Source organism: Cupriavidus sp. GW822-FHT03E04 (genome assembly GCF_058801495.1).
This window is the reverse complement of the sequence record NZ_JBXANI010000023.1, coordinates 101,321-114,345: the sequence shown is the minus strand read 5'-3', so window position 1 is coordinate 114,345 and position 13,025 is coordinate 101,321. Positions and strand designations below refer to the sequence as shown.

Genomic DNA, 13,025 nt, shown 5'->3' with positions numbered 1-13,025 from the left:
TCGGTGCCGCGAATACGAGCGGACCATCGCTGGCGCCAATGGCTTGTGAATAGAGGCGGATCGTCGGTCCTTCGGTTTCTACAATCGATTAATCAATGAACCGCATCTACCGCCTTGTCTGGAACCGCACCTTGCGGGTCTCCCAGGTTGCCTCCGAACTCGCCGTCGCGTCCTGCGGCGGCTCCCCATCCGGCCGTGCCGTACGGCGAATGCCAGCGTGCTGGGCGCTCAAAGCCCTGCATCCGCTCGCGTTGACGCTCGGCATTACCGGCGCGGCGGTCCCGGCATGGGCGGCTAATTGCATCCCCGGCGCAACGGCGGCTTGCAGCGCGACCGGGGGCACCGGCGCGCCCGGTCGCGGGGGCAACGGCGGCGCCGGCAACGGTGACGGCGGTGGCGCCAGTACCCTTGTCGGCGCTGACACGGTCCAGATCGCGGGCAGCCCAGGCGCCAATGGCGTAGGCGGAAGCGGTGCGGCGGGCGAGAGTGCTGGTGGAACAGGCGGCATCGTGGGCGTGGACGCGGGCGTGTTTACACCGGGCAGCGTGGTCACCGTCATCGGAGGAATCTCTGGCGGCCCTGGGGCACAGGGACCGGACGGCTTCAACTTCGCGAGCGGCGGCGGGGGCGGCGGCACGGCTTTATATTTTGTCGGCGGAAGCTTGAACGTAATTTCGGGCCCAGTCGTCAAAGGTGGTAACGGCGGCGCTGGCGGAAATGGTACCAGCGGCTTTGTTTCCAATGCCGGCGGCGGCGGTGGCGGCGGCACCGGCATTACTACCACGGCGGCGAATGCCACCATCACCAACGCAGGCGATATCAGCGGGGGAAGTGGTGGCAACGGAGGTGCAGGCGGCTTCGGAGGTGGCGGTGGCGGTGGCGGCGATGGCTTGTTGACGCTCGGCGGCAATACGGCCATTACCAACACGGGCAGCATTACCGGGGGCGCCGGCGGCAGCGCCGGGGTCAGCAGCAATGGCAGCCTCACCACCGCAGGCACCGGCGGCGCCGGGGTCAATCTCGCCGGAGGGGGAAGTACCTTAATCAATCAAGGCAATGTCACGGGTGGCGCCGGAAGCGGAGCCGCGGCCGGGGCCGGTGTCATCGCTAATGGGAATGACACTATCACCAACAGCGGCACGATCAGTGGCGGTCTGTTCAGCGACGGCCTGACCCGCGCCGCGGCGATCCAGTTCAACGGCACCGGCAATACATTGAATCTGCTCACGGGCTCGAACCTCGTTGGAAATATCCAGTTGAGCGCCGGTGCGACAGCGACCATCGCTGGAAAGAGCACAGGGCTGACGCTTGGCAATGCGATTGTGCTGGGTGCAAGCACGTCCGCCGTGGGTTTCGACACCAGCGCGGCCAACCTTCTAGTTTCCGGCGTCGTCTCTGGCACCGGCAGCCTGACCGCAACCGGAGGGGGCACTGTCACGCTCACCGGCGCAAACACCTACACAGGTGGCACAACGATCAGTACAGCCACACTGCAAATCGGTAATGGCGGCACCACAGGCTCAATCGCGGGTAACGTCATGAACAACGGGACGCTGGTTTTCGGCCGGAGCGATAGCGTGGCCTTTGGCGGCAACATCAACGGAACCGGCGCCTTGGCGCAAGCCGGCACTGGCACGCTGTCACTCTCGGGGGCCAACAACTATACTGGCAGCACGACCATCGCGGCTGGCACCCTTGCACTCACCGGTACCGGTAGTATTGCGGCGTCTGGCGGCGTCATGAACAATGGAACGTTCGATATCTCGGGCACCACCAGCGGCGCATCGATCGCCAGCCTCTCCGGGACAGGTACCGTCGGCCTCGGCGGCCGCACGCTGACGCTGACCAACGCGGCTGGCGCGTTCAGCGGGAGCATCGGCGGTGCGGGTGGCCTCACGCTCACCGGCGGCACGCAGACCCTCAGCGGCGCGAATACCTACAGCGGTGGCACGACCATCAACGCGGGCACCCTTGCGCTCACCGGTAGCGGAAGTATTGCGGCGTCTGGCGGCGTCATGAACAATGGAACGTTCGATATTTCAGGCACCACCAGCGGCGCATCGATCGCCAGCCTCTCTGGGACAGGTACCGTCAGCCTCGGCGGTCGCACGCTGACGCTGACCAACGCGGCTGGCACGTTCAGCGGCAGTATCGCCGGCGCGGGTGGCCTCACGCTTAACGGCGGCACGCAGACCCTCAGCGGCACGAATACCTACACGGGCGACACGACGATCAAGGCGGGCGCGCTCGCTCTATCGGCTGCAGGTAGCCTTGCCTCCGGGACGAACGTGAATCTGGCGGGCTCCGGCGCGCTGCTTGATCTCTCCGCAGGCGGCAACCAATTGATCGGTAACCTGTCGGGGGTCGCAGGCAGCCGGTTGGCGCTCGGCGCCAATTCCCTGACGGTGAACACCAGCGGCGCCCAAACGTTTGGCGGCAGCCTCGTCGGGACCGGCGCGTTCGTGAAGCAAGGCGCGGGCAGCCTGACGCTGAATGGTGTCAGCAATAGCTTTTCCGGCACGACAACCGTCATCGGTGGCCTGCTGGAAGTCGGAGATCTGAACAACGCCAGCGCCATGCTCGGCAGCAACGTGACGGTCGGATCCCAAGGCACCTTGCGCGGCCATGGCACCATCTCCGGCGACGTCACCAATGGTGGCATTGTGATGCCAGGCGGGTCGATCGGCACGTTGACGGTCGGTGGCAATTACACACAGGCCAGCAATGCCACGCTGACGATCGAGGTGAGCCCGACCGAGGGCTCACAGCTCAGGGTCAACGGCAGCGCCGCCCTGAACGGCGCGCTCGCGGTTGTCTACGATCCGGGCACCTACACTGCGCGGCAGTACACCCTGCTCACCGCAGTCAACGGCGTGAGCGGCCGCTTTACCGGCGTCAGCAGCACGGCAGCGGTCGGAGCCAATCTTGGCACGCTAAGGCAATCCGTCAGCTATGGCACGAATGACGTCAACCTGATACTCGATGCCGCAGCCGCGCCCGATGCGCCGGTCGTGATCGCGCCGCTTGGCACCAGTATCTACACCGCGCTCGGCACGACCGCACTGATCCGCGCGCAAACGGTCAATGCGACACTACTGGAACGGCTGAGCACTAGCCCCATGAAAGATCCGGCTTCGTCTGGTAGCTGGATTACCGCAATGGGTTCGCGCACGAAAGTCGGGGGCACAAATAGCCAACCGGGCTTCCAGGCGCACCAATACGGGTTTCTGGCGGGCATCGACCATCCGGTGGGCGAATCCACGCTCGGTGCCGCTGCCGGCTACATGCACACCAATATAGGCGAGGATCGCACCGGCAACTCGGGCATGACGGACACGCTTAGACTCGCGCTGTACGGCAACGGGTGGTACGGTCCGGTCGGCTTGGCTGCGACGGTCGGATACGGACTCGACTTCCTGTCTCAGAAGCGGCCCTTCGGTTCGGTCGGCACCGCGGAAGGCGATCATATCGGTCAGGAGTTCACTACTGCGGCGCAGGCTAGCCTGCCCCTTACGGTGGGCGGCATCGTGTTGACGCCGAATGTGGGATTGCGCTATGCGTATTTTCACGGCAACACGTTCAGCGAAGGTGGAGCAAACGGGCAGAACCTATTCGTGGGAACGGACAACGCCCGCAGCCTGCAACCCTTTGCAGCGATCACGCTGGACAAGGCGTTTGGAGACACGGCAAAGCCGGTCAACGTAAAGCTGAGGCTGGGGTACGCGCATGAGATGCTGGCGGGCGGCCGTGCCGTCACGGTGTCCGCCCTGGACGGCACGGTGTTCGCATCCCCGGGCACGGATCTGCCGCGCTCGTTTCTCACGACCGGCGCAAGCGTCAGCCTCCATCCGTCCAAAGCCCTGACGGTTTCCTTCGCGTTCGACGCGCTAATCAATACCGGCCATGCATCCGCACAAGCTGCAAGCGCAAAGCTCGATTACCGTTTCTGAAGCGGGATGCAGAGTTCGGAGTTAAGTCACCGCTGGCGTTGCCATTGGCGGCAGTTTTCGAGGTCCGTGAATTCTTCAGCACGCGCGCCGTCGCTGACGGCAATGGGCATCGAACAACTGGCGAAACAAGCCAAGGCCGCGCCATCGGCCAAGGCGCCTCGCGCTCCTCCTAAGGCTTCGGCCCGCCCATCGAAACCCGTTAAGTCCGTCGATCCGGTGCCGCAAGCCATCGTGAAGCTGCAAAGTTGGTTCTGTCAACTTGTTGCAACTGCGGCGGAAAGACAGCGGGCACCCAGCCATCAGAAAACGCAGGACGGATTTCGGGTGACCTCGGTGAACTCGCACCAGGCGACGAATCTTGCCGCGAGTTGTTTGCGGTAGAGCGAGGCGCGCAGCAGATGCCGCTTGAGCGCGAAGTGTTGCCGAATCAGCCCGAAGCACGAGAGAAATTCCTGCGCGCGTTTCGGGTCACGAAAGCCGCGCACACGACGCTCGCGTTCGCGTGTCGGTTGGTGGCTGTTCTCTGCACGGTTGTTCACGCGTGCAGCCGCTTTGACGAAACCGTGCTTCACCTGAGCGAGCTCAGCAATGTCAGCCCTCGCCGCCAGATAGCTGCGCAGCTGGTCGGTCACGAACTTGCGCGGCACCGGGTTTGAACGCAGCACCCTCCGGAAGAAGCGCTTTGCCGCGGCCTTGTCGTGTTGCTTTTGCACCAGCACATCGAGTTCAGCATCATGCTCATCGACCGCGCGCCATAACAGATATGGCGCACCGCGCAGCGTCACGAACATCTCATCAAGATGCTATACGCAGCCCGGCTTGCGCCGTGCCGCTTTGGTGCACCGGGCGAATCCCGCCCCGAATTTGTCGCACCAGCAACGGATCGTTTCATACGTGACCACGACACCACGATCGAGCAACAACGCTTCGATGTCGCGCAGGCTCAGGCTGAACCCGAAATAACAGCGAACCGCGCAGCTGATAACGGCAGCAGTAAAGCGGTGGCCGTGATAATGAGATTTCGTCTTCATCATCGCGCCATCTTACGCGACCGCCTCATCAACGTGACAGTGCCAGAGGGAGTCAACACCGTCATCATTTCAATCGGCGTTGGCACAACTTGTCGGCTTCGGCAAATGCCCGCTACCGTGCGCTCTCAGAACTGCGCTTCGCTCAACGCATTGAGCGGCACCGCGCCCGCCACGATGGCATCGCGCAAACCCGATGCCTGTGACAGGATGTGCTCCGCGAAGAAATGCGCCGTCGAGATCTTGGCGTCGTGGAAGGATGGATCCTCGCCACGCTTCGCATCTGCCGCAAGCATCGCGCGGCCAAGCTGCCAGCCCGAAAACACGATGCCGCAGAGCTTCAGGTAAGGCACGCTGCCGGCAAACACGGCATTCGGGTCCGACTTGGCATTGGCCACGACGAACGCCACGACGGTCTCCAGCGCGGCGCGCCCCTTGGCCAGTTGCGCCTGTACCGCGGTGAATGCCGCGCTACCATGCTTGCCCAGCGCCGCCTCGGTCTCGGCGATCTGCGCGCAGATCGCACGGGCCACCGCGCCACCGTCGCGCAGCGTCTTGCGGCCGACGAGGTCGTTCGCCTGGATCGCGGTCGTGCCTTCGTAGATCGGCAGGATGCGGGCATCGCGATAGTGCTGGGCCGCGCCGGTCTCCTCGATGAAGCCCATGCCGCCGTGCACCTGCACACCGAGGCTGGTCACATCGATCGACAACTCGGTGCTCCAGCCCTTGACGATGGGCACCATGAACTCGTAGTACGCCTGGCTTTGCTTGCGCACCGCGTCGTCGGCATGCTGGTGCGCCGTGTCGCACGCGGCCGCGGCCACATACGCTACCGCGCGCGCGCCTTCGATCAGCGAGCGCATGGTCATCAGCATGCGCTTGACGTCCGGGTGATGAATGATGGTCACAGCCTCGCGTGCGGAACCATCGACCGGACGGCTTTGCACGCGCTCGCGGGCAAAATTCACAGCCTGCTGGTAGGCCCGCTCCGACACGGCGATGCCTTGCATGCCGACCGAGAAGCGCGCCGAGTTCATCATGATGAACATGTATTCCAGGCCGCGGTTTTCCTCGCCGACTAGCGTGCCGATGGCGCCACCGTGGTCGCCGAACTGCAGCACGGCTGTGGGGCTGGCCTTGATGCCCAGCTTGTGCTCGATCGACACGCAGTGCGCATCATTGCGCGCGCCCAGCGAACCATCCTCATTCACCAGGAACTTGGGCACGATGAACAGCGAGATGCCCTTGACGCCCTCGGGTGCCGTGGGCGTGCGCGCAAGAACGAGATGGACGATGTTCTGCGCCATGTCGTGCTCACCGTAGGTGATGAAGATCTTGGTGCCGAACACCTTGTAGGTACCGTCACCCTGCGGCTCGGCGCGCGTGCGCACGGCCGCCAGGTCCGAGCCGGCCTGTGGCTCGGTCAGGTTCATGGTGCCGGTCCATTCGCCGGAGATCAGCTTGGGCAGGAAGGTGGCCTTCTGCGCGTCGCTGCCCGCGGTCAGCAGGGCTTCGATGGCGCCGTCCGTCAGCAGCGGGCACAGGGCGAACGACAGGTTCGCCGTGTTCAGCATCTCGTTGCAGGCGGTGGCGATCAGCTTGGGCAAGCCCTGGCCGCCAAATTCCTGCGGATGCAGCACGCCCTGCCAGCCACCTTCGCCAAACTGGTGGAACGCGTCCTTGAAACCGGGCGTGGTGGTAACCGCGCCGTCCTTCCAGCTGCTCGGATCGGTGTCGCCGATACGGTTGAGCGGCGCCACCACTTGTTCGTTGAATTTGGCTGCCTCGTCGAGCACCGCCTGCGCCGTCTCCGGCGTGGCGTCCTCGAAGCCGGGAAGCTTGCTGACTGCGTCAAGATCAGCCAGTTCGTTCATCACGAACAGCATGTCCTTGAGCGGGGCACGGTAGGTCATTTTTTGGGGACTCCATTTTGGGGACGGGGCGCGGTGCATCTGGCCGGATGCCGGCACTGCATGGTCTGGGTACCGGATCGTAGCGCCCGCCGCGTCATGCGGGAATAACCAAACCTGCCCATTCATTGACAAAACCTGCCGCTTTGCGTCGCGCGGGTCGCCTGCCATGCACCCCAGTTCGATTGGCCGGATTTGTCACTAGTTCGGCCATTCCTGTCAGTGCCGGAGGTGGCGGGCACCTCTAGAATGCCTCGCAGCCGGCGTCGCCATGACCGATGAATGCAACCGGCATAACGACAAACCGCCTGTCAGGAGACAAGACTATGGACCTGTTCGGTCAGATGATGTACACGCCTTTGCAATTGTCCGCGCTGCTGGGGCAGGCGGCGCGGCACTCCGGCACGGTGGAAATCGTATCCCGGCGCGTCGAGGGCGACATTCACCGCTATACCTACGGGGACTGCCATGTCCGCGCCATGCAACTGGCCAATGCGCTGACGGGCCGCGCCATCGTGGCCGGAGACCGCGTCGGCACGCTGGCGTGGAACGGCTATCGCCATATGGAGCTGTACTATGGCGTGACCGGCATTGGCGCGGTTTGTCATACCATCAACCCCCGCCTGTTCCCGGAACAGATCGCCTACATCATCAATCATGCCCGCGACCGCATGGTCTGCTTCGATGCCTCCTTCCTGGGCCTGGTCGAGCAGATCGCGCCGCAATGTCCTCATGTCGAGTCATGGGTCATGCTGTGCGACGCCACCAGCCTGCCGCAAGCACCTGCGCTGCCGCTCGAAAGCTATGAGGCCCTGATCGGCAGGCAGCCCGGCCATTTCGACTGGCCCCGCCTGGATGAGCAGCTGGCGGCAGTGCTTTGCTACACCTCCGGCACCACCGGCAACCCGAAGGGCGTTTTGTACTCGCACCGTTCGCTTTGCCTGATGGCCTATGCCTCGGCGCTGCCGGACGCGCTTTGCCTGCGTGCGTCGGACTCCGTGGTGCCTGTCGTGCCGATGTTCCACGTCAATGCTTGGGGGCTGCCGTTCTCCGCGGCGCTGGTCGGGGCGAAACTGGTGCTGCCGGGTCCGGCGCTCGACGGCGCGTCCCTGTCGGTGCTGTTCGACCAGGAAGGCGTGACGGTGTCGGCCGGCGTGCCCACGGTCTGGCTCGGCCTGGCCGACCATATGCGCCGCACGGGCGAGCGCTGCAACAGCCTGGAGCGTGTCATCGTGGGCGGCGCGGCATGCCCGCCGCAACTGGCCAAGGCGCTAGGCGAACTGGGCATCAAGTCGGTACACGCCTGGGGCATGACCGAGCTGTCTCCGGTTGGCACTGTGTTTTCGCCCTCGCAGGGCTTCGCGCAAAAGCCGGAGCAGGAGCGCGCGCAGCTCGAGGCCAAGCAAGGCAGGGTCGTGCCGGGTGTCGAGATGAAGGTCGTCGACGCCGATGGTGCCGAGTTGCCGTGGGACGGACGCTCGGCGGGCGACCTGATGGTGCGCGGCCATTGGGTCGTGGAGCGCTACTTCGGCATGGAGGAAACCTGCCTGGAGAATGATGGCTGGTTCGCCACCGGCGATGTCGCTACGATCGACGCCGACGGCTATATGCAGATCACGGATCGCAGCAAGGATGTGATCAAGTCCGGCGGCGAATGGATTTCCTCGATCGAACTGGAAGGCATCGCCGTTGCGCATCCGGAGATCGAACTGGCGGCCTGTATCGCCTGTGCCCATCCCAAGTGGGACGAACGCCCCCTGCTGGTCGCGGTAAGGCGCGCCGGCAGCACGCTCGATGCGCAACAACTACTGGCCTTCTATGAAGGCAAGGTAGCCAAGTGGTGGATCCCGGACGATGTGATGTTCGTGCCGGAACTGCCGCTGACCGCGACCGGCAAGCTGCATAAGCTGGTGCTCAGGCAGCGTTTCGGCACCCATTACAGCGGTGCCGCCTAGCCGGGCCGCTCAGGCCATGCCGCGGTACGCCTTGGGCGTGCTGCCGGTCCAATGCCGGAAGGCGCGGTGGAACGCGGTCGGGTTGTCAAAGCCGACGTCATAAGCGATTGCCGCGATGGCATCGGGCGAACGCGTGAGCCGCTGGATCGCGATATCGCGCCGGACGTCGTCCTTGATCGCTTGGAACGTCGTGCCTTCGTCCGCAAGCCGGCGGCAAAGCGTGCGCACGGAATAGTGCAGGTCCTGGGCAACCACTTCCAGCGTCGGCATGGCGGGAAGGCAATCGGCAAGGAATTGCCTGACCCGGTGGCAAACCATCTGGTCGGCAAAGGAGACGAAGATCCAGTCTTCCGGGGCGCGCGCTAGGAATCTCTGCAGGTCGGCCTTGCGTTGCCGCACGGGCATATCAAGGTAGGCCGCCTCGAAACGCATGCGTGTCTGTGCGCTACCGAACTGAACCGGCCCCGGAAAGAGAAAGAGGTAGTCCGTTGCGTGCGCGGGACGCGCAAAATCGAACTCCGCCGCGATCAGCGGGATCCGCTTCCCAACCAGCCATGAGGCAATGCCGTGCACGAGCTTCATGATAAGTTCGCGGCCGAGTTCGGTCACGCTGGGGCCCGCCGGATCCGCCTCCATGGCAACCCAGCCGCCTTCGCCGTCGCGGCCCGAATCCAGGCGGAAATCATCCAGGATCAGGTGGAAGAACTGGCCGAACCGGTGCAGCGCGACTTCCAGCCGCGGGGCGTCGAGCAGGCTCAGGCACAGGTATTTCAGCGTGCCGTTGCGCAAGGGGCGGCTGAAAATGCCCGGCATTTCGTCGTCCAGTTCGGTCGCGAGCAGGCGGTAGAGCGTGGAGAACTGCTCCTCGGTCACGCGGGAGCCAGGGCGGCGCAGCAAGCCGTGGGGGATGCCGGAACGCTCCGCCAGCCGCTCAATGGCGGCGGGATCGGCGCCCGACAGGAAGCCGTTGACTAGCGAAATGGGAACCGTGCCAGAAATATGACTCAAGGGTAGGTCGACGTCCGGACCGCAACGTCATTTCCGGTGTGACCAGGGGGCATTTATTTTGTCATAAGCTGGACTGGCTCGTCACTTTTTTGGCTTTCCGGCGATGAGGGCTCTGTCGCAGTAAGGGAGCGAGGCAAGCAGCGCCCCTGGGGTACAGGTGGCTTATGCTGCCAGTGAATAGAATTGCTCTGCAGCGGACGGATTGCTCCCTTCGCGGCACTACTGCATCTGGCCCTTGGCAATCATGTGTATGAGCTCGATGCCGCCCAGCAGGATGCGCGCAGCGAAAGTCCTTGAATCCCAGCAGCGGTCGACGCATGCGCTTAGCGGGTCAAATTCGCTTGATTATCACTGCAAGTGATTAATTGCATCCCTTGAGAGCGGATATGGATTGCGAACACCGTCGCGCGGGCTCAAATCCTGGCTCAATCTAGCGCAGCGCGAATGAGTTTCTGCACTAGCCAGCCGCAGCCCGGTCAACACGCTGCCCACTACGCCCGGTAGCACCACCCGCATCAGCATCTCCCAGCGCGTGGCGGCCAGGCTGTGGGCGAGCGTGATCCAGCGGGGGTCAAGGTTGCGCACCCCGGCGGCGGTATTGAGCAGAATGGGCCAGACTCCGGCGAAGGCCAGCAGGAACAGCACCGGGAGGTCGCCCACGCCCAGCACCATCACGACCACGGGCAGCTGCTCGTTGCGGTTCAAACAGGTCCGCGCAATTGCGAGAACCCGTTAAAAAGCCTGGGATGCTCTCTGCCACCGCCAGGACACCCGTTTATCTTCTATGGGTATAGGAAGATGGGGTCAGGTGTAGGCGATTGATTGCGCTTCATAAAACAGCTGCATTGACGATGCCGTCGGGACCGATGAAGCGGCTACCATCAAAAAATATCCCCAATCACCTGCCGCAACCATGCATGCCCCTGATCGGTCTGGTAGCGCTCATGCCAATACAGGGACACGCTAAGGGCCGGCAAGGAAATCGGAACCTCCCTGATCACTGTATTAGTACTGCGTACCAGCGCGTTGGCGACGCTGCTAGGCAACGTCGCAATCATGTCTGACCCGGCGACCACATGCGGGCAGGCCAGATAGCTCGACAACGTTACCGCCAGTTGCCGGCTCCGGCCTAACCCTTCCAGCGCTCGGTCGATCCGCTCGCTAAAATAGCGGGTATGCGCGGCCAGGTCGATGTGCTTGTAACGCAGGAAGGCGTTGAGGTTCCAAGGGCGCTCCAGGGAAGGATGGCCGGCGCGCATCAAGCATACGGTGGGCTCCTCGAACAGGAAACGCGCGCGCAAGTTCGGCGCTGGCTCGGGGTAGTAGCCCGCAATCATCTCGACATGGTTAGTCTCAAGCATGCTGAGCCCGTGCTGCAGGCGCGCGGGCAACACGCGTAACTGCATGTGAGGCGCCTCCTGCGCCACCTTGGCCACGACTTTGGGCAACATGGAGAACTGTACATAGTCGGTCGCATAAATTGAGATCACCCGCTTGCTGCTGGCCGGTGAGAATTCCTCACGCGGCGCGGTGGCGGCTTGCCATTGCTGCAGGATAGGCGCAAAGGTCCGATGCAACTCAAGCGCTCGTGCGGTGGCCTTCCACTGGGCACCTTCGCGCACTAGCAGCGGATCGTTGAACAGCCGCCGAAGGCGGCTCAGCGCCGCGCTCATGGCGGGCTGGGAAAGCTGCATCTGCTCGGCCGCGCGAGACACGTTGCGGCACGAAATCAGTGCATCAAAGTGGGCGACAAGGTTCAGGTCGGCACTTTTCATGGAATCGGTCCATTAGGAACACAGCTTAAGCGAGCGCCGTGCCAGCGTCAGAGGCTGTCAGTGGACATTGGCAGCCATGCCAGCGGCGGCGCGCAGTATTTGTCTGATGGATACCAGTATAAAGGCGACAGCATCGCGTGGCGGCCGGCCGGCTGCCTAAGATGGCGTCAACCGGCTTCGTCGTACCAGTCCCGATTCGACCCTGGCCATGCATCCGCGCACTGGGCTGGCTAGCCTGCCAGCCCGAAGCCAGTGAGTGCATGCAGGCAGTTGCGCTGCCAGTTTCCCCACTACGGAGAACTAAGTGATGCCTACCCTGAAGCACCTGTTGTCCTGCCTCCCCATCTTGTGTCCACTCCTGCTGGGCAGTACCAGTGCGCACGCGCAAGCCCCCTGGCCTGCCAAGGTGATCCGTCTGGTAGTGCCGTTTGCCGCTGGCGGCTCGACGGACCTGATCGCACGCAAGATCGCGGAGGATCTGGGGGAACGCGTCAAGGGCACCGTGGTGGTAGAGAACCGGCCCGGCGCGGGCGGCACGGTGGGCAGCGAGTTCGTAGCGCGCCAGCCAGCGGATGGCTACACCATCCTGATGGGTTCGGTGAGCACCCATGCGGTGGCGCCCAGCCTGTTCGCCAAGTTGCCGTACGACCCGCTTAAGGACTTCACGCCGCTCACCATGGTCGCCACTATCCCCAACGTGCTCGTAGTGAACAACGCGGTGCCGGCCGGCAATATGAAAGAGTTCGTGGGCCTGCTAAAGCGCGAACCGGGCAAGTACGCCTTTGCCTCCAATGGCCAGGGCACATCGAACCACCTAGCCTACGAGCTGTTCAAGTCCACCGCGGGGGTATCGCTCACTCATGTGCCCTACAAGGGTTCGGGCCCCGCCATGGCCGACCTCATCGGCGGACATGTGAACAGCATGATGGATGTGGTGATGACATCCTACAGCTATATCAAGGGCGGCAAGCTCAAACCCATCGCCGTGACGTCGCTCACGCGCTCGCCGATGCTGCCGGAGGTGCCCACGGTGGCGGAGTCCGGCTATCCGGGATTCGAGGCCATTGTCTGGTTCGGCCTGTTCGGGCCGCCAAATATGCCACCCGAGATCGCGGGCCGCCTGTCGCGCGAGCTGATGGCGGTCATGCACGACAAGAAGATGAGCGCCTACCTCACCGAGCAAGGCGCACAACCGTCAGGTATGTCGCCGGCGGAGTTCACCCAGTTCATCCGCGCCGATATGGCCAAATGGCACAAAGTGGCGGTAGCCGCAGGCATCAAGCCCGAATGAGATGCTGCCGGGCTGCCCTTGTCGCCCGGCGGGCAGCCAAAGCGCGCGTTCAACTCCTGATCTTCCAACATCCCGATTCTCCCCGTCCTCACCAGCGCAACCCAGGAA

The 13,025-nt window shown here is 63.6% G+C and carries 7 protein-coding genes and 2 pseudogenes; 3 read left to right on the top strand and 6 right to left on the bottom strand.

Annotated elements, in window-relative coordinates; all coding sequences use genetic code 11:
- The first annotated feature begins 95 nt into the window (after positions 1-95).
- Entirely contained in the window at positions 96-3,950 is a 3,855-nt protein-coding gene (locus tag AC1RQC_RS29470) for an autotransporter domain-containing protein (protein ID WP_492808978.1), read from the top strand.
- Between the two features lie 299 nt (positions 3,951-4,249).
- On the opposite strand, the pseudogene AC1RQC_RS29465 reads toward AC1RQC_RS29470, so the two are convergent.
- Positions 4,250-4,984: pseudogene (locus AC1RQC_RS29465) on the bottom strand (IS6 family transposase).
- Positions 4,985-5,106: 122 nt separating this feature from the next.
- On the bottom strand, positions 5,107-6,891 hold the full coding sequence (locus AC1RQC_RS29460; RefSeq protein ID WP_492808976.1) for an acyl-CoA dehydrogenase: 1,785 nt from the start codon (positions 6,889-6,891) through the stop codon (positions 5,107-5,109).
- A gap of 323 nt (positions 6,892-7,214) precedes the next feature.
- Here AC1RQC_RS29460 and AC1RQC_RS29455 point away from each other — a divergent pair, with 323 nt between their 5' ends.
- Complete coding sequence (locus AC1RQC_RS29455) at positions 7,215-8,843, top strand: 3-(methylthio)propionyl-CoA ligase (protein WP_492808974.1); 1,629 nt, start codon at positions 7,215-7,217, stop codon at positions 8,841-8,843.
- Positions 8,844-8,852: 9 nt separating this feature from the next.
- On the opposite strand, the gene AC1RQC_RS29450 is transcribed toward AC1RQC_RS29455, so the two are convergent.
- The 4 genes and pseudogenes from AC1RQC_RS29450 to AC1RQC_RS29435 form a co-directional block, all read right to left on the bottom strand.
- Positions 8,853-9,824 (bottom strand): AraC family transcriptional regulator, encoded by a 972-nt coding sequence (locus tag AC1RQC_RS29450; protein WP_492809095.1) that lies wholly within the window; start codon positions 9,822-9,824, stop codon positions 8,853-8,855.
- 246 nt (positions 9,825-10,070) lie between these two features.
- Positions 10,071-10,176 (bottom strand): annotated as a pseudogene (locus AC1RQC_RS29445) (IS6 family transposase); the annotation flags it as partial.
- A gap of 23 nt (positions 10,177-10,199) precedes the next feature.
- On the bottom strand, positions 10,200-10,556 hold the full coding sequence (locus tag AC1RQC_RS29440; protein WP_492808972.1) for an ABC transporter permease: 357 nt from the start codon (positions 10,554-10,556) through the stop codon (positions 10,200-10,202).
- A gap of 176 nt (positions 10,557-10,732) precedes the next feature.
- Entirely contained in the window at positions 10,733-11,626 is an 894-nt protein-coding gene (locus AC1RQC_RS29435) for a LysR family transcriptional regulator (protein WP_492808970.1), read from the bottom strand.
- A 307-nt stretch (positions 11,627-11,933) separates the two neighbouring features.
- On the opposite strand from AC1RQC_RS29435, the gene AC1RQC_RS29430 reads away from it, so the two are divergent.
- On the top strand, positions 11,934-12,917 hold the full coding sequence (locus AC1RQC_RS29430; protein ID WP_492808968.1) for a Bug family tripartite tricarboxylate transporter substrate binding protein: 984 nt from the start codon (positions 11,934-11,936) through the stop codon (positions 12,915-12,917).
- The last annotated feature ends 108 nt before the right edge of the window (positions 12,918-13,025 follow it).

Bases quoted from the DNA above. Each gene is read 5' to 3' on its own strand.
- AC1RQC_RS29470 (WP_492808978.1), top strand. From the start codon at position 96: ATGAACCGCATCTACCGCCTTGTCTGGAACCGCACCTTGCGGGTCTCC.
- AC1RQC_RS29460 (WP_492808976.1), bottom strand. From the start codon at position 6,891: ATGACCTACCGTGCCCCGCTCAAGGACATGCTGTTCGTGATGAACGAA.
- AC1RQC_RS29455 (WP_492808974.1), top strand. From the start codon at position 7,215: ATGGACCTGTTCGGTCAGATGATGTACACGCCTTTGCAATTGTCCGCG.
- AC1RQC_RS29435 (WP_492808970.1), bottom strand. From the start codon at position 11,626: ATGAAAAGTGCCGACCTGAACCTTGTCGCCCACTTTGATGCACTGATT.
- AC1RQC_RS29430 (WP_492808968.1), top strand. From the start codon at position 11,934: ATGCCTACCCTGAAGCACCTGTTGTCCTGCCTCCCCATCTTGTGTCCA.